At 75.6% G+C, this 23,024-nt stretch carries 2 protein-coding genes (1 of these 2 cut by a window edge); both read left to right on the top strand.

Annotated features, from left to right (window positions below):
• Window positions 1-32 precede the first annotated feature (32 nt).
• Window positions 33-17,675 (top strand): non-ribosomal peptide synthetase, encoded by a 17,643-nt coding sequence (locus R2B67_RS01225; RefSeq protein WP_317815952.1) that lies wholly within the window; start codon window positions 33-35, stop codon window positions 17,673-17,675.
• A gap of 2 nt (window positions 17,676-17,677) precedes the next feature.
• A protein-coding gene (locus R2B67_RS01220; protein WP_455679985.1) for a non-ribosomal peptide synthetase crosses the window boundary here: on the top strand, window positions 17,678-23,024 show its 5' end (the start). The gene runs 10,277 nt beyond the window's last position; the window shows 5,347 of its 15,624 coding nt (coding positions 1-5,347); it begins with the start codon at window positions 17,678-17,680; its stop codon lies beyond the right edge, outside the window.

The raw sequence follows: 23,024 nt of genomic DNA, 5'->3' as shown, positions 1-23,024 counted from the left end.
GTCCGGTGAGACTTCCCGCCGGGAGACTGAGCATGACCACCGACCGCGAACGCCTGCCGCTGACCGAGGCCCAGCTCGGGCTCTGGTCCGCGCAGCGACTCGACCCGGCGAACCCCGCGTATCTCACCGCGGAGTACGTCGAGCTCACCGGGGAGCTGGACGAGCAGGCGTTCGCGACGGCGGTGACCCGGGCCACCGGTGAGGCCGATGGCCTCTCCGTCCGCTTCGCCGCCGACGGGGACACAGTCCGGCAGGAGACCGGCGCGGTGGCGCCCGTCCGGCCCGACCTGCTGGACTTCCGCGAAGCCACCGATCCGCGGGGTGCGGCGCACGCCTGGATGGCCCACGACCTCTCCCTGCCCGTCGACCTGGAGGACGGCCGGCTCCAACTCCACGCCCTGCTGCGCACCGGGGACGGACAGTGGCTCTGGTACCACCGCTGCCACCACATCCTCCTGGACGCCTACGGCTACGCCCGCTTCGCCGAGCGCGTCGCCGAGCTCTACGGCCACCTGACCGCGGGCACCACGCCGCCCGACGCCGCGTTCGGCTCGATCCGGGACGCGATCGCCGAGGACCAGCGGTACGGGGACTCCGAACAGCACGCGGTGGACGGAGAGTTCTGGCGCGACCTGCTCGCCGACCGCCCGCACCCCGCGACCCCCGCCCGCGCGGAACCCACCCGCCCCGCGCACCGGGCCCTGCGCACCGGACTCACCCTCCGTGCCGCCGACGCCGAACGGCTCACCGCCTTCGCCGCGCAGGCCCGCGCCACCTGGCCGGAAGCCGTCACCGCCGCCTGGGCCCTCTACCTCACCCGGCTCACCGGGGCGGGCGAAGCCGTGATCGGGCTGCCCGTCAGCAACCGCACCGGCAGCGCGCTCGCCAGAATCCCCACCACCGCCGTCAACGTCGTGCCCCTCAGGATCGCCGTCGACGAGCGGGAGCCCGTCGGCGACCTCCTGCGCCGCGTGGTGAGGACGCTGCGCCGCCAGCGCCGCCATCAGCGCTACCGGGGCGAGCAACTGCGCCGGGAACTCGGCCTGTTCGGTGACGGCAAGCGCCTGGTCGGACCGCAGCTGAACATCAAGCCCTTCACCACCGAGATCGCCTTCGGAGACTGCGCGGGGTCGGTCCACTCGCTGGCCGCCGGAGCCGTGGAGGACCTGACGGTCACCGTGAGCGGGCAGGGCGGCGAGGACGGCCTTACCGGCCTCGGCCTCACCATCGACGCCAACCCCGAGGTGTACGGGGAGAAGGAGCCGGCCGCCCACCTCCACCGCTTCGCCGGGCTGCTCGACCGCCTCTCCCGCTGTGCCCCCGACACCCCGGTGGGCCGCCTCGCCCTCGTGGACGACACCGAACGCCACCGCCTCCTCGCGGAGTCCACCACCCCGGCCGACGACGACGCCCCCGCCCCCGACCTCGCCGAGGGGTTCGCGGAACAGGTGCGGCGCACCCCGGAGGCGGTCGCGCTCCGCTGCGGCGGGAAGAGCCTCACGTACGCCCAACTCGCCGATCGAGTGGACCGGTTGAGCGGCGAGCTACGGGCCCGAGGGGCGGGCCGGGGCACTCTGGTCGCCGTCGCGCTGCCGCGGAGCGAAGCCCTGGTGGTCACCCTGCTGGCCGTGGCGGCGGCCGGTGCCGCGTACGTACCGCTGGACCCCCGCTACCCGGCGGACCGGCTGCGGTACATGCTCGACGACACCCGCCCCCTGCTGCTGGTGACGGACCGCACGCCGGACGGCGGCGCCGCGCCGCCCGTACTCACGGTGGACGCAGGCGGTACCGCACTCGCCGCGCGGCCGCCGGAACGGCCCGTGCCCGCGCCGCCCGCCCACCCGGGCGACCCCGCGTACGTGATCCACACCTCCGGGTCCACCGGCCGTCCCAAGGGGGTCGTGGTTCCCCGGCGTGCCCTGGCCAACCTGCTCGCCGCCATGGGCCGGCTGCTCGGCCTGACCGGCGAGGACCGCCTGCTGGCCGTCACCACCGTCTCCTTCGACATCGCGACGCTGGAGCTCTTCGTCCCCCTCCTCAGCGGGGCGACGGTCGTGCTCGCGGACGAGGAGGCGGTACGTGACCCCTTCGCACTCGCCGAGCTGGTCAGGGCGGCCGAGCCCACCGTCATGCAGGCCACGCCCTCGCTCTGGCGGGTCCTCGCCGACGCCGCGCCCGACGCGCTCGGCGGCCTGCGGGCGCTCAGCGGCGGAGAGCCGCTCCCCGCCGACCTGGCCCGCACCCTCACCCGGCACGCGGCGGGACTCGTCAACCTCTACGGCCCGACCGAGACCACCGTCTGGTCCACCGCCGCCACCCTCACCACCGCCACCGCCACCGCCACCGCCACCGCCACCGCCACCGCCACCGCCACCGCCACCGCCACCGCCACCGCCACCGCCACCGCCACCGCCACCGCCACCGCCACCGCCACCGCGCCGCACGTCGGCAGGCCGGTCCGGCGCACCCGCGCCTACGTCCTGGACCGCACTCTGGCCCCCGCCCCGGCCGGAACGACCGGTGAGCTCCACCTCGCCGGCGACGGGGTCGCCGACGGCTACCTCGGCCGCACCGGGCTCACCGCCGAACGCTTCGTCGCCGACCCCTACGGGCCGCCCGGCAGCCGCATGTACCGCACCGGTGACCTCGCCCGCCTCCGGGAGGACGGCACCCTGGAGGTGCTCGGCCGCGCCGACCACCAGGTCAAGATCCGCGGCCACCGGGTCGAGCCGGGTGAGATCGAGGCCGCCCTCCTGTCCCACCCCTCGGTGACCGAGGCGGCGGTCACGGCCACGCCCGGCCCGGGCGGAGAGCCGGCCCTGGTGGCGTACTGCGTCCTGTCCACGGAGACCGCCGCCGGCCCTTCCGCTGCCCGAGCCGACACCGCCGTCAGCCCGTCCGCCGTCGGAGCCGACACCGCCCCCGACCCTTCCGCCGTCGGAACCGACACCGCCCCCGACCCTCGCTGGGCCGACCCGTTGCGCGCGGCCCTGGCCGCCACACTCCCCGAGCACCTGGTCCCCGGCCACTTCGTCGCCCTGCCCCGGCTGCCGCGCACCGCGAACGGCAAGACCGACCGTGCCGCCCTCCCCACCGTCCGGGCGGGCGCAGGCACCGCAGCGGGACGCGCCCCCCGGCCCGGCGACGAGGCGTTGCTCTGCGACCTGTTCGCCCAGGTGCTCGCGCTGCCCGACGTGTCACCCGACGACGACTTCTTCCGCCTGGGCGGCCACTCCCTCTCCGCCGCCCGGCTGGTCACCGCGCTCCGCACCCGCACCGCCGTGCAACTGCCGGTACGCGCCGTGTTCGACCACCCGACCCCTGCCCGGCTCGCCCCCGTCCTGGCGGACGCCCAGGCCTCCCGGGAGACCGCGGCCGTACCCCCGCTGGTCCGGCGGGCCCGCACCCACGACCAGCCGCTCTCCGCCGGACAGCGACGCCTGTGGTTCCTCGGCCGGAGCGACGGCGAGGACGGCTCCTACAACATTCCGCTGGCCCTGGACCTGACCGGGCGGCTCGACCCGGCCGCCCTGCGCCTCGCGCTCGCCGACCTCGCCGCCCGCCACGAGATCCTGCGCACGGTCTTCCCCGCCGAGGGGGGAGAGCCCCGGCAGCACATCCTGGACGCCGCATCCGCCGCGCCCGGGCTGTCCGAACGGGACACCTCGGCGCAAGATCTGACGGGACGTCTGGCCATGTTCGCGGCGGAGCCATTCGCCATCGAACGCGAAACGCCCCTCCGTGCCGCCTTGTTCACCGTCGTACCGGAGGACGGGGAGCAGGAGCCCGCCCGGCAGACGCTGTTGCTCGTCCTGCACCACATCGCGGCGGACGAGTGGTCCCTGCCCCCGCTCCTCGACGACCTCGCCGCCTGCTACGCCGCCCGGCTCGGCTCCACGCCCCCCGACCGCCCGGCGCTCCTCGTGGACCACGCCGACTTCGCCCTCTGGCAGCGAGAGGTGGTGGCGGCGACCGAGCAGGCCGACACCGCGTACTGGCGCACCCGGCTGAGCGGCGCCCCCGAACAGCTGCAGCTGCCCTGGGCCCGCCCCCGGCCCGAGCGGACCGGCGGCCCCGCCCGGACCCACGACTTCACCATCGACACCCGGCTCCACGCGCGGATCACGGCCCTGGGCCGGTCCACCCGAACCACCTCCTTCATGGTGCTGCACGCCGCGTTCGTCACCGCCCTGGCCCAACTCGGCTGCGGCGACGACCTGGTGATCGGCACACCGGTCGCCGGCCGGGACGACGAGGCGCTCCGCGACAGCGTCGGCTTCCTCATCAACACCCTGCCGTTGCGCAGCGACCTCAGCGGCACCCCCAGCTTCCTGGAGCTGCTGGAGCGGACCCGGCACGACGACCTCGCCGCCCTCACCCACCAGCGGCTCCCGCTGGACCGCATCGTCGCCGAGGTCAACCCGCCCCGGCTGCCCGGAGTCAGCCCCCTGTTCCAAGTGCTGTTCGCGGTACGGGAGGAGTTCCCCGACCGGCCCGTCCTTCCCGGACAGAACGGCCGGCCACGGCTCGTGCCGACCGGGGTGGCCAAGTTCGACCTCCAGTGCACCATCAGCGAGGACCCGGCCACCGGCACGGCCACCGGGCAGCTCGAATACCGCACCGATCTGTGGGACGCCGACGCCGCCGGCCGCTTCGGCCGGGTGCTGCTGCACGTCCTGGAACAGGTCACCGCCGACCCGGCCCGCCCCCTCGTCACGATCCCGCCCGTGCCCGCATCCGCCACGGCGGGCGCGGCTGCCGTCCCGCACCCCGCTCCGCCCGCCACCCTCGCCGAACTCTGCTCCGCCCAGGCGGCCCGTACCCCCGACCGCACCGCCCTCGTCAGCGCGGAGGGGCCGCTGACCTACGGCGAACTCGACGCCCGCGCCGCCCGTCTGGCAGGGCTCCTGGCCCAGCGCGGTGCCGGACCGGGCGCCCTCGTCGGTATCAGCCTGCCCCGGGGCGCCGGCCTTCTCGTCGCCCTGCTGGCCGTCGCCCGGACCGGGGCCGCCTATCTGCCGGTCGACCCCGGCTTCCCGGCCGAGCGGATCCGGATGCTGCTCGCGGACGCGCATCCCGCACTCCTGGTCACCGACCGGGAGACCGCCCGCACCATCGGCGCCGAGCCGCGTACCGCTCTGCTCCTGGACGACCCGGGGACCGCCGCCGCTCTCGGTGCGGCCGCGCCGCTCGCGCCCCGGCCCGCCCACCCCCTCGCCCCGGCCTACGTCATCTACACCTCCGGTTCCACCGGCCGGCCCAAGGGGGTCGTCGTCACCTCCGGGGCCGTCGGCAACTTCCTGCTCTGCCTGGCCGACACCCTGGAGTTCACCGGGCGCGAGCGCCTGCTGGCGGTCACCACGGTCGGCTTCGACATCGCCGTACTCGAACTGTTCCTGCCGCTGATCACCGGCGGCACCGTGATCCTCGCCGACCGCGAACAGGTCCGTGACCCGGCGCTCCTCACCGCGCTCATCGCCGCCACCCGCCCCACCGTCATGCAGGCCACCCCCTCCCTCTGGCGGTCCCTCCTGGACCACGACGAGGACGCCGTGACGGGGCTGCGCACCCTCGTCGGCGGTGAAGCCCTCGACCCCGGCCTCGCCCGCCGGCTCGCGGAGCACGGGGCAGGGCTGGTCAACCTCTACGGGCCCACCGAGACGACCATCTGGTCCACGGCGGGCGCACTCGGCAGGGCGGCGGCGAGCAGCCCGCACATCGGCACCCCGCTGTGGAACACCCGCGCCCACGTGCTCGGCCGGGGCCTCGTCCCGCTGCCCGCCGGAACCGTGGGGGAGCTCTACCTCGCCGGCGACGGCCTCGCCCAGGGATACGCCGGCCAGGCCGGGCTGACCTCCGAACGCTTCACCGCCGACCCCTACGGGCCGCCCGGATCCCGCATGTACCGCACCGGCGACCTCGCCCGCCTCCGGGACGACGCCACCCTGGAGATCGTCGGGCGCGCCGACCATCAGGTGAAGATCCGCGGCCACCGCATCGAACCCGGGGAAGTGGCCGCCGCCCTGCGCACCCGCCCCGAGGTCGCCGACGCGGCCGTGATCGCCCACCAGGACCCGTCCGACCCGGCACCCCGGCTCATCGCCTACCTCACCGGGCTCCCCGGCACCACCCCGCAGGAGCGGGCGGCCGCGGCCGCCCGGGTCCGCGAGGAGCTGCGGACCGTCCTGCCCGGCCACCTGATCCCGGCGCTCTGCCTGCCGCTCGACACCCTCCCGCTCACCCCCAACGGAAAGCTGGACCGCAACGCCCTGCCCGCACCCCGGCCCGCCGATCCGACCACCGGACGTGCCCCGGCAGGCCAGCGGGAGGAGCTGCTCGCCGCCCTCTTCGCCGACCTGCTCTCCACCGGACAGGTCGGCGCGGACGCCGACTTCTTCGCCCTGGGCGGCCACTCCCTGCTCGCCGCCCGGCTCGCGGGGCGAGCGGCCGAGGTGCTCGGCCATCCGCTCTCCGTCCGGCAGATCTTCGACACCCCGACCGTCGCCGCCCTGGCCGCCCGCTCCGCGCCCCCGACGGCCGGACTGCCCGCCCTCGAACGCGTCGCCGACGACGAGGGCGCTCCGCCGCTCTCGCCCGCACAGGCCAGGCTCTGGTTCCTCAGCCGGCTCCAGCCCGGCACCACCTACCACCTGCCCTTCGTCCTCACCCTCACCGGGGCGTGCGACCTCGGCGCGCTGACCGCCGCCGTCACCGACCTCGCCGCCCGCCACGCCGTGCTCCGCACCGTGTTCCCCGAGGCCGACGGCGCCCCCGTCCAGCAGGTCCTGGAGAGCGCCGCGCCGGTCCGGATCCGGGCAACGGACGGCCCGGAGGAGGTGGAGCGGACCCTCGACGCCCTCAGCGCCGAACCCTTCGACCTGGCGACCGAACCCCCGCTCCGCGTGACCGTGCTGACCGAGGCGGACCGCACCACCGTGCTCCTGCTCATCCACCACATCGCGGCCGACGAATGGTCGGTGGAGCCCCTGCTCACCGATCTCTCCGCCGCCTACCGGGCGCGCCTGGCCGGCCGGGCGCCGACGTGGCCCCCGCTCCCCGTCCGCTACACCGACTACGCCCGCTGGCAGCGGGAGCTGCTGGACGGCGGCCACCTGGACGACCGGCTCGACTTCTGGCGGCGTACGCTCCAGGGCGCCCCGGCCGTCCTCGCACTCCCCACCGACCGGCCGCGCCCGGACACCCCCACCGGACGCGGTGGATTCGTCCCCTTGACCCTGCCCGACGAGGTCGCCTCACAGCTCCGCGCCCTGGCCGCCGACGCCGGGGTGACCCCGTTCATGGTCACGCAGGCCGCGCTCTGCGCCCTGCTCACCGGGCTCGGCGCCGGCGACGACATCCCCCTCGGAGTCCCGACCGCCGGCCGGGGCGAACGCCACACGGAGAAGCTGATCGGCTTCTTCGTGAACACCCTCGTCCTGCGCACCGACCTGTCCGGGGACCCGTCCTTCCGTGAACTCCTCGGCCGGGTGAGGGCCGTGGACCTCGATGCCTTCGACCACGCCGAGCTGCCCTTCGAGCGGGTGGTGGAGGAGCTCAACCCCGAACGCGGCGCGGCCAACCCGCTGTTCCAGGTGATGCTCACCTACCAGAACCGCACCGAGCCCCCCTTCACCGCGCCCGGCGTCGAGGCCGGCTTCGCTCTGCGGGAGACCGCCACCGCCAAGTTCGACCTCACCGTCGGCTTCACCGACCACCTCACCACCGGGGCCATCGACGGGGCGGTCAACTACAGCGCCGACCTGTTCGACCGCGCCACCGTGGTCACGCTCGTCGAGCGGCTGGTCGCCCTGCTGGCCAGGGCGGTTGCCCGCCCGGACACCTCGCTCAGCTCCCTCGGGGTCCTCCTGGACGGCGAGGAGGAGACCCTGCTACGCGACTGGAACCCGCGGGGCGGCCACCCGGACACCCTGTCCGTCCTCGACCGGTTCGCCCGCGCGGCGCACCTGAGGCCCGACGCCCCCGCCGTCACGTCCGAGGGCCGCACCCTGACCTACGCCGAGCTCGACGCCCGTACCAACTCCCTGGCCCGGAACCTCATTTCACGCGGTGCCGGACCCGAGGAGCGCGTCGCGCTGCTGCTGCCCCGCTCGCTCACCCTCGTGGAGGCGGTGCTCGCGGTGGCCAAGACCGGGGCCGCCTATGTCCCCGTCGACCCCGCGTACCCGGACGAGCGCATCGCCTGGACCCTCCAGGACGCCGATCCCGCCCTCGTCCTCACCGACACGGCCACCGCCCACCGTGCCCCCGCCGAATCCGCCGAATCCGCCGCACCCGTCCTCGTACTCGACGGAGAAGACAGCACCTGGCCGCAGTCGTCGCAGGACCCCGTCACCGACGCCGAGCGCACCGCCCCCCTGAGCCGGGACCACGCCGCCTACCTGATCTACACCTCCGGCTCCACCGGCCGCCCCAAGGGCGTCGTCGTCACCGGCCGCAACCTGGCCCGCCTCTTCGACGCCACCGCCGAGCACGCCTTCGGCCCCGACGACGTCTGGACCCTCTTCCACAGCTACGCCTTCGACTTCTCCGTCTGGGAGATGTGGGGCGCCCTGCTCCACGGCGGCCGCCTGGTCGTCGTCCCGCACGCCGTCACCCGCGCCCCCGACGACTTCCTCGCCCTGCTGCACCGCGAAGGCGTCACCGTCCTCAACCAGACACCCTCCGCCTGCTACCAGCTCACCGAAGCCCTCGCCGCCCCCGGCTCACCCGGCGCACCCCCCGCACTGCGGCTGATCGTCCTCGGCGGGGAGGCCCTGGACCCCGCCCGGCTCGCTCCCTGGCTCCAACTGCCGGGCGCGCCGCGCGTGGTGAACATGTACGGCATCACCGAGACCACCGTCCACGTCACCACCCACCCCCTCACCCCCGAGGCGGCCGTCCCCGGCACCAGCCCGGTCGGCCGGGCCATCGACGACCTGCGCCTCTACGTCCTGGACCGCGCCCTGCGCCCCGTACCGCCGGGCGTGAGCGGTGAGCTGTACGTCAGCGGGGCCGGGCTCGCCCGGGGCTACCGGGGGCGGCACGCGCTGACCGCCGAACGCTTCGTCGCCGACCCGTACGGCCCGCCCGGCACCCGGATGTACCGCAGCGGCGACCTCGCCCGCTGGTCCGCCGACGGCACCCTGCACTACCTCGGGCGGGTCGACAGCCAGGTGTCGCTGCGCGGCTTCCGCATCGAGACCGCCGAGATCGAGGCGGTGCTCCGCACCCGGGGCGGGGCCCGCTCCGTCGCCGTCCTCCTGCGCGAGGACCTGCCCGCAGGACCCGGGCTCGTCGCCTACACGACCGGGGGAGCGGACGCGGCCGCGCTGCGCGAGGCGTGCGCCGCCGCCCTGCCGGACCACATGGTGCCTACCGCCTTCGTCGGCGTGGAACGGCTCCCGCTCACCGCCAACGGCAAGCTCGACCGGGCCGCCCTGCCGCTGCCCGGCACGGACACCGGGGAATCCGGTGGCCGGGCCGTGCGGACCCCGCACGAACGGCTGCTCGCCGGGCTGTACGGGGAGGTGCTGGGCCGCGCCCCCGTCGGCGTGGACGACGACTTCTTCGCGCTCGGGGGCCACTCCCTGCTCGTCACCCGCCTCGCCGGGCGGGTGCGTACGGAGCTGGGGCTCGACGTTCCCGTACGGACGCTCTTCGAGGCCCCGACCGTGGCCCGGCTCGCCGCCCGCCTCACCGGGCTCACCCGCACGGCGGGGGAGGGGACGCCCGCACTCGCCCGTGCCGCCGCCCGCCCCGAACGGCTGCCGCTCTCACCCGCGCAGGCCCGGCTGTGGTTCCTGCACCGGCTCGGCGGATCACCCGTCACCTATGCGGTCCCGCTGCTGATCAGGCTGCACGGACCCGTCGACGAGGACGCCCTCGGCCGCGCCCTCACCGCCCTGACCCACCGCCACGAGATCCTGCGCACCTGCTACCCCGAGCACGAGGGCCGCCCGGTGCAGCAGGTGCTGCCCGAAGCCGCCTCCGTACCGCTGAGCCACGTCCGGCTGGTGGAGGGCGAGAGCGTCGAGGACGCGGCCCGGCGGCTGGCGGCCGAGCCGTTCGACCTGGCGGACCGGCCACCGCTCCGCGCCCACCTGCTCACCGGCCCGGGCGGCGGCTCCGGTTCCGGTGACGTACGCGCCCTGCTGCTGACGCTGCACCACATCGCCTTCGACGAGGGCTCCACCGGCCCGATCGTCCGTGATCTCGGCAGGCTCTACGCCACCGAGACCGACCCGGAACAGCAGACGCCGGCCGAACCCGCGCTCCAGTACGCCGACTACACCCTCTGGCACCGCGCGGCCACCGACGCCCGGGAGAAGGGGCTGCTGGCCTACTGGCGCACCGCCCTCGCCGGAGCGCCCGAGGAGATCACGCTGCCCCTGGACCGGCCCCGGCCCACGGCGGTCGACGAGCGGGGCGACTCGGTGGAGTTCACCCTCCCCGCCGCGACCCACCGGGCCGCCGTCCAGCTCGCCCGCTCCAGTGGCGCCACCCTCTTCATGACGCTCCAGGCCGCCCTCGCCGTCCTGCTCAGCGCCCACGGAGCCGGCCACGACCTGCCGATCGGGACCACGCTCAGCGGACGCGGTGAGGACGCCCTCGCCGAGCTGCCGGGACTGGTCGCCAACACCGTCGTCCTGCGCACCGACACCTCCGGCAACCCCACCTTCGCCGAACTCCTCGCCCGGGTCCGCGCCGGCGACCTGGACGCCTTCGACCACGGCGACCTGCCCTTCGAACGGCTGGTGGACGACCTCGCCCCGGAACGCTCCCTCTCCCGCCACCCGCTCTTCCAGGTCGCCCTGATCCACCAGAACGCCCCCCGGCGCACCCACCCCTTCGGCCCGGGCAGCGCCGATGTGGAACTGGTCGAGACCCGGGCCGCCAAGTTCGACCTGACGCTCGCCGTCGTCGAAGAGTCCGGTACGGAAGGGCTCCGGGCCGCCTTCAACTACCGCACGGCCCTCTTCGACCGCCCCACCGTCGAAGCCCTCGCCCGCCGGCTGACCGCTCTGCTGCACCGGCTCTGCGCCTATCCCGACCTGCCCCTCAGCCACATCCCGGTCCTCGACGGCACGGAACAGCGGTGGGTGCTCTCCACGTCGACCGGTCCCGACGTGCCCCTGCCCGCCCGCACCCTCACCGACCTGGTGCGCGAGCAGGCCGCCCGCACCCCGGCGGCCGAGGCGCTGCGCGACGGGACGCGCAGCTGGAGCTACGGCGAGTTCGACACCGAGACCGACCGGATCGCCGGACTCCTCGCCGACCGGGACGTGCGACGCGGCGACACCGTGGCCGTGGCGCTGCCCCGAAGCGCGGAACTCGTCCTGGCCGTCCACGCCGTGCAGCGCGCCGGCGCCGCCTACCTGCCCCTCGACCCGGCCCTGCCACCGGCGAGGATCGGCGAACTGCTCCGGGACGCGGACGCCTCGCTGCTGGTCACCGACGCGTCCCGGCCGCTGCCCGACGGGGCGGCCGACGGCCTCCCGGTGCTCGACATCCGCTCCGAGGACGTGCCGCGCTTCACCACCGTGCCCGACACCCCCCGGCCCGCCGACCCCGCGTACATCCTGTTCACCTCCGGCTCCACCGGCCGCCCCAAGGGCGTCTCCGTTCCGCACAGCGCCGTCACCAACCGGCTGCGGTGGGCCCAGGAGACCTACCGGCTCTCGGCGCGGGACCGTGTCCTGCTCAAGACGCCGGCGAGCTTCGACGTATCGGTCTGGGAGCTGTTCTGGCCCCTGCTGGCCGGCGCCACCCTCGTCACCGCCGGGCCCGACGACCACCGCGACCCCGCCGCCATCGCCCGGCTGATCCGCCACCACTCCATCACCACCGTGCACTTCGTCCCCTCGATGCTGACGGCCTTCACCGCGGTCGCCGGACCCGGTGACTGCGCCACCCTCCGCCGCGTCATCGCCAGCGGCGAGACCCTGAGCCCCGCTGCGGCGGCCGGACTGCTGGACCTGGCCCCCCACACCGAACTCCACAACCTGTACGGGCCCACCGAAGCCGCCGTGGACGTCACCGCCCATCACGTCACCGGCGACGACATCGCCGCCGGACACATCCCGATCGGCGCCCCCGTGTGGAACACCGCCACCCTCGTCCTGGACGAGCGGCTGCGCCCGGCGCCGCCCGGGGCGGCGGGGGAGCTGTACCTCGCCGGCGTCCAGCTCGCCCACGGCTACCACGGCCGGGCCGCGTTGACCGCCGAACGCTTCGTCCCCCACCCGTACGGTCCGCCCGGCAGCCGCCTCTACCGCACCGGCGACCTGGCCCGGTTGCGGGCCGACGGGGTGCTGGAACACCTCGGGCGCGCGGACGACCAGCTGAAACTGCGCGGACAGCGCGTCGAACCCGGCGAGATCCAGGCCGCGCTGGACGCCCACCCGGAGGTCGCCCACAGCGCGGTGGTCGCCCGCGAGGACGCGGCCACGGGGGCGACGCACCTCATCGGCTACGTCGTGCCGCGCCCCGGTACGCCGACGGCCGAGCGGCTGCCGGCCGGACCGGACGAGCACGGTGAGGCCAGGCTGCCCGCCGTGCTGCACGAGTACGGTGACGTGCGGCTGCCGGACGGACTGCACGAGTACGGTGACGTGCGGCTGCCGGACGGACTGGACGAGCACCTCGCCGCCCGGCTGCCCGCCCATCTCATCCCCACCGCCCTCGTCCCGCTGCCCGCCCTCCCGGTCACCGCCAACGGCAAGCTCGACCGGTCCGCGCTGCCCGCACCCCGGCTCGCCTCCCCGGACACCCGGACCGAGCCCGCCACCGACGAGGAACGCCGGCTGGCCGCCCTCTTCGCCGAACTCCTGCGGACCGAACACGTCGGCGTGGACGACAGCTTCTTCGCCCTCGGCGGTGACAGCATCCTCTCCATCCAGCTCGTCGGAGCCGCACGCAAGGCCGGGATCGTCTTCACCCCGCAGGACGTCTTCCGCCGCCGGACGGTCAGCGGTCTGCTGGCCGTCGCCGAGCGCGCCACCGAGCCGACGGCGGGGCAGCAGACCGCCCACGGCACCCCGGACGGCGGAAGGCCGGGACGGCTCACCCCGCTCCAGGAGGGGCTGCTCTTCCTCTCGCAGTACGACGGCCAGTACGGCGGGCAGCACGACGGCCAGTACGACGGGTCGCGGGGCGCCGGAGCCGAGGCCCTGGACGTCTACCACGTCCAGGTCGTGGTCCGGCTCACCGACCCCCTCGACCCCGACCGGCTGCGCGGCGCCCTGCGCACCGTCGTCGACCGCCACGACCCCTTGCGCACCGGGTTCACCGCCGGCGAGGACGGTTGGGCCCGACGCGTCCACGACGGCCTGGAACCGGAGGTGGACGAGCTGGACCTGCGCCGCCGCAAGCCCCGGGAGCAGGAACGGCGCGCACTGCGCCGCATCGACGAAGAACGGCGCCGCCGCTTCGACCTGACCGCCCCTCCGCTGCTCCGCGCCACCCTGATCCACCGCTCCGACGCCACCGAGCTGGTCCTCACCGGCCACCACCTCGTCCTGGACGGCTGGTCCCTGCCCCTGCTCGTACGGGAGATCCTGCACAGCTACGCGGGTCTGCCCCTGGCCGCCGCACCCCGGTACGCGCACTACGCGTCCTGGCTCGACGCCCAGGACGAGGAGAGCGCCGCCGAGGCGTGGCGGAATGCCCTGGACGGGGTCACCGAACCCACCCGCCTGGTCCCCGACGACCCCGGCGAGAGCGAACTGCCGGCCGAGCACGTCGTGGTGCTGGACCCCGAACTCACCGCCCGCCTCGCCGCGTTCGCCCGGGAGCGGGAGCTCACCCTGGGCAGCCTCACGCAGACCGTGTGGGGCCTGGTGCTGAGCGCGCACACCGGACGCCGTGACGTGGTCTTCGGCACCGTCGTCGCCGGCCGGCCCGCCGAGGTGCCGGACGCGCCGGACATGATCGGGCTGTACGTCAACACCGTGCCCGTACGCGTCACCCTGCGGCCCGAGGAGACGCTCGCCGCGCTCGCGGAGCGCGTCCAGGGCGAGTACGCCGCGCTGCTGCCGCACCAGCACCTCGGCCTGGCCGCGATCCAACGTGCCGCCGGTCAGGGTGTCCTGTTCGACACGCTGACCGCCCTGGAGAGCTACCCCGCCGACCCGGTCGCCTCCCTCGCCGCCGCGACTGGGCTCGGAGTGGCGGGGATCCGGGGCCGGGACGCCACCCACTACCCGGTCACGTTCGCCGTCGTCCCCGGTGAACGGCTCACCCTGCGCCTGGCCCACCGCCCCGCCGCCGTCCCACCCGACCGGGCCCGGGAGCTGGCCGCACGCGTCGAGCACCTGCTGCGGACGCTCGTCGCCGCACCGGACACCCGCGTCGCCGACCTCGACCCGCTCACCCCCGCCGAGCGCACCGCCCTCACCCCGCACCGCGAGGGGCCGCAGGCGCCGCCCGCCCGCACCTGGCACCAGCTGTTCGCCGCGCAGCGGGACCGGCGGCCCGACGCCGTCGCCGTGGACGCGCCGGGCGGCACGCTCACGTACGCCGAACTGGACGAGCGCGCCGGGCGCCTGGCCGAACGGCTGCGCGGCACCGGCATCCGTCCGGGACAGGTGGTCGCGGTCATCCTGCCCCGCTCCGCCGACCTGGTCGTCGCCCAGCTCGCCGTCCAGCGGGCCGGCGCCGCCCACCTGCCCGTCGACCCGGACTATCCCGGGCAGCGCATCGCCGCCATGCTCCGGGACGCCCGGCCGGCCGGAATCCTCACCCACCGGGCCCTGGCCGACCGCCACCCGGGGGCGCTGTTCACGGACGGAGAGCCGGAGACGGGCGCGGCCACCGGAGCGCCTGCCCGCAACACGTCCGCCACCGGCGCGCCCGTCCAGGTCGCCCCTGCCACCGAGGAGTCCGCCCCCGTCACCCCCGTCACCCCCGTCACCCCCGTCACCCCCGACCACCCCGCCTACCTCACCTTCACCTCCGGATCCACCGGCCGCCCCAAGGGCGTCGTCACCACCCACCGGGGACTGGCCGCCCTCGCCACCGCCCAGGCCGAGCGCCTGGGTATCGACGACGAGAGCCGGGTGCTCCAGCTCGCCTCCCCGTCCTTCGACGCGTCCGTCATGGAGACGCTGATGGCCCTGGCCACCGGGGCCACCCTCGTCATCCCCGAACCCGGGCCGCTGGCAGGCGAGTTGCTCGGCGAGACGATCGCCCGCCGCCGGATCAGCCACGCCCTCATCCCTCCGACCGCCCTGACCGGCCTGGAACCCGACGGCCTGGACTGCCTGCGCACCCTCATAGTCGGCGGCGAGGCGTGCCCGGCCCCTCTGACCGCCCGCTGGGCGCCCGGCCGACGCATGATCAACGCCTACGGCCCCACCGAGGCCACCGCCTGCGTCACCATGAGCGCCGCCCTGCGCCCCGGCTCCGAGCCGCCCATCGGCACCCCGCTCCACGGCGTCCGCACCCACGTCCTGGACACCCTGCTCCGGCCGGTCCCGCCCGGCGCCACGGGGGAGTTGTACGTCGCCGGACCCGGCGTCGCCCAGGGCTACCTGGGCCGCCCCGGGCTGACCGCCGAGCGCTTCACCGCCGAGCCCGGCGGCGCCCCCGGCAGCCGGATGTACCGCACCGGCGACCTCGTCTCCCGTACGGCGGACGGCTCCCTCCGCTACCACGGCCGCGCCGACGACCAGATCAAGGTGCGCGGCTTCCGCGTCGAGCCCGGCGAGATCACCGCCGCGCTCCAGGCGCTCGACCAGGTCCGCTCCGCCGCCGTGATCCTCCGCCAGGACGCCCCGGCCGGACCGACGAGGCTCGTCGCCTACGTCACCCCCGCGGACGGTACGGGCGACGAGCCCCTCGACCCCGCCGCCCTGCGCACGGCGTTGGCGGCCGCCCTGCCCGACCACATGGTGCCCGCCGCCTTCGTGACCGTCCCCGCGCTGCCGGTGACCGCACACGGAAAGCTCGACCGCGACGCTCTGCCCGCGCCCGACTTCAGCGCCGCCACCGGGCAGGCGGTGCCCGAAGGGCCTGTCGAGGAGGCCCTGGCCGCGCTCTTCGCCGACCTGCTCGCCCTGCCCTCCGTGGGAGCCGAGGACAGCTTCTTCACGCTCGGCGGGGACAGCATCCTCTCCATGCAACTGGTGGCCCGGGCCCGCGCCGCCGGGATTCTCCTCACCCCGCGTGAGGTCTTCGAAGCGCGGTCGGTCCGCGCGCTCGCCGCACTGGCCGCCGAGCGGGAGCCCGGTACGGCCGTGGGCGCGGCGCCTGCCGCCGCCCCGGCCTCCGGTCCGGCTCCCCTCACGCCCATCATGCGCTGGCTGTCCGAACGCCCCGGCCCCACCGGCCGGTTCAGCCAGTCGATGCTGCTCACCCTCCCTCCCGGCATCGATCCCACCGAGACGGAACGCACCCTCACCGCCCTGCTGCGCCACCACGACATGCTGCGGGCCCGCATCGACCTGCGGGCCGGGACAGCGGTGATCCCGGAACCCGGTGAGACGCGGCCACCGCTGCTGGACACGGGGGAGTGGGACCCGCAGTCGGGACCGGAGGCCCTGGCCCGCGAGGTGGACGAGCTCGCCGCCCGGCTCGACCCGGCCGAAGGGCTCATGGTGCGGGCCCGCCAGTACCCGGCCGGCAGGCTGCTCCTGGTCATCCACCACCTGGCCGTGGACGGCGTCTCCTGGCGCATCCTGCTCGACGACCTCGCCCAGGCGGCCCGCGACATCTCCGCAGGGCGCGCGCCCCGGCCGGACGCGGTGACCACCTCGTTCCGGGCCTGGGCACTGACGCTGGAGCGGGCGGCCGCCCGCCGTACCGCCGAACTACCGCGCTGGCAGGAGATCCTGGCCGCCCCCGACCGGCTCCCCGCCCCCGTGGCCCGCACCGGAACGGAGCTGGGCACGGTCGCCGACGCCCGCCACCTGACCGCGACCCTGAGCGGCGAGCACACCCGCTCCCTGCTCACCGCGTCGGCGGAACGCCACGGGGCGCGGGTCCAGGACCTGCTGCTCACCGCGCTGGCCCGGGCGGTCCGCGAGTGGAGCGGGCGCGACCGGGTGGACTTCGCCGCCCATGTGGAGGGCCACGGCCGGGAGCAGCAGATCGTGGACGGCGCCGACCTGTCCCGTACCGTCGGCTGGTTCACCAGCCTCTATCCCGTACGCCTGCTGGCCACGGCCGCCGAACCGCCGGCCGCCACCCTGACCCGCACCCGGGACCACCTGGCCGAGCTGCCCGACAGCGGCATCGGCTACGGGCTGCTGCGGTACGCGGCCCCGGACCAGGGCCCGATCGCCCCCGGTGCCGAAGCACCCGCGCTCGCCTTCAACTACCTGGGCCGGTTCGGTACGGCACCCGGCGCCGGGGGAGAACCGTGGAGCCCGGCGCCCGAGGCGGGGGTGCTCGGCGGGGCGATCGACGCCACGCTCGCCATGGCCCATGCCGTGGAGATCAACGCCCTCACCCGGGACACCCCCGAAGGGCCGCTGCTGGACACCCGGCTGACCTGGTCGCCGGGCGCCCTGGACGGCGAGGCGGCCCGCGCGCTGGCCGACTGCTGGCAGCGCGCGCTGATCGCCCTCGCCGCCGAGGACCCCGGGCCCGCGCCCACTGCCGCGCCCGCCCACGGGCTGTCCCCCCTCAGCCCCGAACAGACCGCGATGCTCGAAGCCCGATGGAGGAACCGGTGAGCGTGGACCACGGCCTGGAAGACATTCTTCCGCTGGCACCCCTTCAGGAAGGCCTGCTCTTCCACGCGGACCTCGCCGGAGCGAGCACCGGTTCAGGCGCGAACACCGGCTCCGCCCCGGACACCGGTTCAGGCACAGGCGCCGCCTCCGGCACGGTCAAGGCCGCCGGCACCCCCGGCGGACTCGACGTCTACACCATGCGTCTGGTCTTCCGTCTCGACGGCGATCTCGACACCACCGCCCTGCGCCGGGCGATGGACACGGTCCTGGACCGCCACCCCCACCTGCGGGCCGCCTTCCTCCAGGAGGGCCTCGACCGGCCCGTCCAGGTGATCCCCCGGGACGCCGAGGTGCCGTGGCGGGAGATCGACCTGCGCGGTGCGGACCCCGAAGAGCGGCGGGCCGAGGAGAAGCGGGTCCTCGACGAGGAACGCGCCCACCGCTTCGACCTCACCCGCCCCCCGCTCCTCCGCCTCACCCTGCTGCGCCACACCGGCCAGGACCACACGCTGATCCTCACCGCCCACCACGTCCTGCTCGACGGCTGGTCGGTCCCCCTGCTCGGCAAGGAGCTGTTCACCGCCTACGCCCAGCACACCAAGGCCCCCGCCGCGCCCGCCCTCCCGGCCGTGCGGCCCTACCGCGACTTCCTGGCCTGGCTCGCCGCCCAGGACCGCCCGGCCGCCGAGGCGGCCTGGTCGCGGGCGCTGGCGCCGCTGACCGGGCCGACCCTCCTGGCTCCCGCCTCCGTCGGCGCCGCGCCGGCCGAACCGCCCGTCCAGCTGGACCTGCGGCTCTCCGCCGCCACCGCCGAGGGGCTGGCCGCCTTCGCGGCGGCCCGTCAGCTCACCGTGGCCGCCGTCCACCAGGCCGCCTGGGGCGCCACGCTGGCCCGCCTCACCGGCCGGGCGGACGTCGCCTTCGGCACCACCGTCTCCGGCCGTCCGGCCGATCTCGACGGGGCGGAGTCCATGATCGGCCTCTTCATCAACACCCTTCCCGTGGTCGTCCACGCGCCCCCGCGCGCCGCTCTGGCCGACATCGCGACCACCCTCCACGCCGAGCGCACGAAGCTCCTCGGTCACGAGCACCTCGGGCTCCAGCACATCCAGCGACTCGGCGGCCACGGCGAGCTGTTCGACACCCTCCTCGTGGTGGAGAACTTCGGTGTCGACAGCGAGGGGCTCGCCGAGGCCCAGGCCGCCGGGGGCCTCACCGTGCGCTCGGTACGCGGGGAGGACGCCACGCACTACCCCGTCACCGTCGTCGTCCACCCCGGCCCCGCGACCCGGATCGCGCTGCGCCACCGCCCCGATCTGATCACCGCCGACCGGGCCCGCGCCCTCGGTACCGCCTACGTCCGGGTCCTGGACGCCCTGGCCGCCGACTCCACCGCTCCGGCCGGCACGGTGGACCTGCTCTCGGCACAAGACCGCCGCCGCGTCCTGGAGGACGGTGACGTTCTCACGTCCGGCGACCTGGACGACGAGAGCATCCCGGACCGGTTCGCCGCCGCCGTCGCCCTCGACCCCGACGCGATCGCCGTGACCGACGGGGACACGGCGACGAGCTACCGCGAGCTCGACGCCGCAGCCGACCGGATCGCCCGCCTGCTGCACGCCCACGGCGCCCGCCCCGGCACCCTGGTCGCGCTCGCCCTGGGCCCCTCCACCGCGCAGATCGCCGCGATCCTCGGCGTGCTGAAGACCGGTGCCGCCTACCTACCGCTCGCCACCACCACCCCGGCCGACCGGGTGGCCGTCCAACTGGCCACCGCACGGCCCGTGGTGGGCGTGACCCTCTCCCGGTACCGCGACGAACTCCCCTCGGTGGACGGGAGCCCGGGAACGGGGTGGCTGGCCCTGGACGACGTACCGGATCCGGAACCTCCGGCGCGCCCCGCACCCCGTGTTCCCCGCAGCGCCGCCGCGTACGTCATCCACACCTCCGGCTCCACCGGCCGCCCCAAGGGCGTGGTCGTCGAGCACGGCAACGTCCTGCGGCTCCTGGACACCACCGAGGAGGACTTCGGCTTCGGCCCCGGCGACGTGTGGACGCTCTTCCACTCCTACGCCTTCGACTTCTCCGTCTGGGAGATCTTCGGCGCCCTGCTGTACGGCGGCCGCCTCGTCATCGTCCCGCGTGAAGTGACCCGCACCCCCGAGGAGTTCGCGGCCCTCCTGCGCCGCGAACGCGTCACCGTGCTCAACCAGACCCCCTCCGCCTTCCACCAGCTCGCCGACGTCCTGCTCGACCGGCCGGAGGACGGCGGACTCGCCCTCCGTACCGTCGTGTTCGGCGGTGAGGCGCTGGAACCGGAGCGGCTGGGGGAGTGGTGGCGGCGGTACGGGGACGAGGGACCCGAACTCGTCAACATGTACGGCATCACCGAGACGACCGTCCACGTCACCACCCACACCCTCACTCCCGAGGCGGCCGTCCCGGGGGGCAGCCCCGTCGGGCGGCCCCTGGAAGACCTCGCCGTACGCCTGCTGGACAGCGCCCTCCAGCCGGTCGCCCCCGGCGCGACGGGCGAGCTGTACGTGTCCGGACCCGGCCTGGCCCGGGGCTATCTGGGGCAGCACGGCCTCACCGCCACCCGCTTCGTGGCCGACCCGTTCGGCGGGCCCGGCTCCCGGATGTACCGCACCGGTGACCTGGCGCGCTGGACGGACGACGGGGAGCTGGACTACCTCGGCCGCGCCGACGAGCAGGTCCAGATCCGCGGATTCCGGGTCGAGCCGGGGGAGGCCCGGGCCGCCCTCGCCGCGCTCGACGAGGTCGCCGACGCCGTCGTCCTGGCGCGCCCCGCCCCCGGCGGCGGGACCCGGCTCCTCGGCTACGTCACCCCCGCCGGCGGCCGGCCGGCCGACCCGGCCCGGCTCCGGGAGGCCCTGTGCGAACGCCTGCCCGACCACCTCGTCCCCGCCGCCGTCATCGCCGTCGACCACTGGCCGCTCACCGGCAACGGCAAGCTCGACCGCAACGCCCTGCCCGAGCCGGAGGAGAGCACCACCGTCGGCGGCCGTGCGCCCGCCACCCCGCAGGAGGAGATCATCGCGCACCTGTTCGCGGAGATCCTGGAACGCGAACAGGTGGGCGCCGACGACGACTTCTTCGCCCTCGGCGGCCACTCCCTCCTGGCGACCCGGCTCGCCTCCCGTATCCGCGCGGCGCTCGACGTACGGCTGTCGGTACGCGATGTCTTCGAGGCGGGAACCGTCGCCGCGCTCGCCCGCCGCACCCGGAGCGCCGAAACCGCCCCCGTACCCCTGCGCCCCCGGCCGCGCCCCGACACCCTGCCGCTCTCACCGGCCCAGCAGCGGCTCTGGTTCCTCCAGCAGCTCCACGGCGTCGGCGCCGACTACACGATCCCGTTCGCCGCCCGGCTGACCGGCCCGCTGGACGTCCCGGCCCTGCGCGCCGCCCTCGTCGACGTGGCGGCCCGGCACGAGTCCCTGCGCACCGTCTTCCCCGCCACCGACGGGCAGCCGCGCCAGCACATCGTGGCCACCGACGGCCTCCCGCCGCTGCTCACGGTGGTCGAATCCGACGGCCGCGACGGCGAGATCGCCTCCTTCACCGAGGAGATGGCCCGCACCCCCTTCGACGTCGAGCGGGACGTACCGCTGCGCGCCGGACTGCTGCGGCTCGCCCCCGACCAGCACGTGATCGTGCTCGTCGTCCACCACATCGCCGCCGACCAGTGGTCCGCCCGCCCCCTCCTCACCGACCTCGCCACCGCCTACGCCGCACGGTGCGAGGGCCGCGCCCCCGACCGGCCGCCGCTGCCCGTCCAGTACGCCGACTTCACGCTCTGGCAGCGCGAGACCCTGGGCTGGCAGGACGGCTCCCCGCTCCCCGGCGGCGTCCTGGCCGCCCAGCTCGACCACTGGCGCGAGCACCTGCGGGACCTGCCCGCCGAGCTCCCCCTGCCCACCGACCACCCCCGGCCGCCGGTCCCGAGCCACCGGGGCGGCTTCGTCCGCTTCACCGTCCCCGCCGAGGTCCACACGGCGATGCGCGCCCTGGCCCGCACCGAGTCCGTCTCGCTGTTCATGGTCGCCCACGCCGCCCTGGCGGCCCTCCTCGCCCGCACCGGATCGGGCCGGGACATCGTCATCGGCACACCCGTCGCCGGACGCCACGACACCGCGCTCGACGACCTGGTCGGCTTCTTCGTCAACAACCTGGTCCTGCGCACCGACCTCACCGGCGACCCGTCCTTCCGCGACCTCCTGCGCCGCGTCCGGGAGACCGACCTCGCCGCCTACGCCCACGCCGACGTCCCCTTCGAACACCTGGTGGACGCGCTCGCCCCGCACCGCTCGCTCGCCCGCCACCCGCTCTTCCAGGTGATGCTGGCGTACGAGAACCGGCAGGCGGGTGAGATCGGGCTGCCCGGCCTCACCACCACGACGGTCCCGGCGCGCGGCCGCTCCGCCAAGTTCGACCTGACCTTCACCCTGGCCGAACGCGAGGGCACCCACGGCATCGAAGGCGTCCTGGAGTACGCCGAGGACCTCTTCGAACCGGCCACCGCCCAGGCCCTCGCCGACCGCCTCGTACGCCTCCTGTCGGCCGCGGTCGCCGACCCCGCCGCCCCGCTGCACCGGCTGGAGATCCTCAGCCCCGCCGAACGCGCCGCGCTCATCGGCGGCCCCGACGCCGCCGCCGTACCGCACGGCGACGCCTGGTCCACCCTCCCCGGCCTCTTCGCCGCCCAGGCCGCCGCACACCCTGGGGCGCCCGCGCTCGCCGGACCCACCCTCACCGCCGGCCCGCGTACCGAACTGGACTACCGGAGCCTGGACGCGGCCGCGAGCGCCCTCGCCCGCACCCTCACCGACCACGGCGTACGTCCCCGGGGCCGGGTCGCGGTCATGCTGCCCCGCACCGTCGAAGCGGTCGTCGCGCTCCTCGCGGTGGCGAAGACCGGAGCCGTGTACGTGCCCGTCGACCCCGGCTACCCGGCCGAGCGCGTCGCCCACATGCTCACCGACGCGGCCCCCGCCCTGGTCCTCACCGCACCCGGCGCGCCCGCCCCCGACGGCGTGCCCGGCCTGGAGCTGGACAGCTCGCTGCTCACCCGGTCCGCCGAGGACCCCGGCCACTGGCGCACCCTGCGCCCCGACGCGGCGGCGTACGTCATCTACACCTCGGGTTCCACCGGCACCCCCAAGGGCGTGGTCGTCACCCACACCGGGCTGCCCGCCCTCGCCCGCACCCTCACCGACGCCTTCGCCACCGGACCGGGCTCCCGGGTCCTCCAGTTCGCCTCGCTGAGCTTCGACACCTCCGTGTGGGAGATCGTCATGGCGCTGCTCTCCGGGGCCGCCCTGGAGATCG

It is taken from the genome of Streptomyces cyaneofuscatus, assembly GCF_033109485.1.
Lineage (GTDB): Bacteria > Actinomycetota > Actinomycetes > Streptomycetales > Streptomycetaceae > Streptomyces > Streptomyces cyaneofuscatus.
Note: the sequence above shows the minus strand (reverse complement) of the source record. Positions and strands in the feature narration are given on the sequence as shown.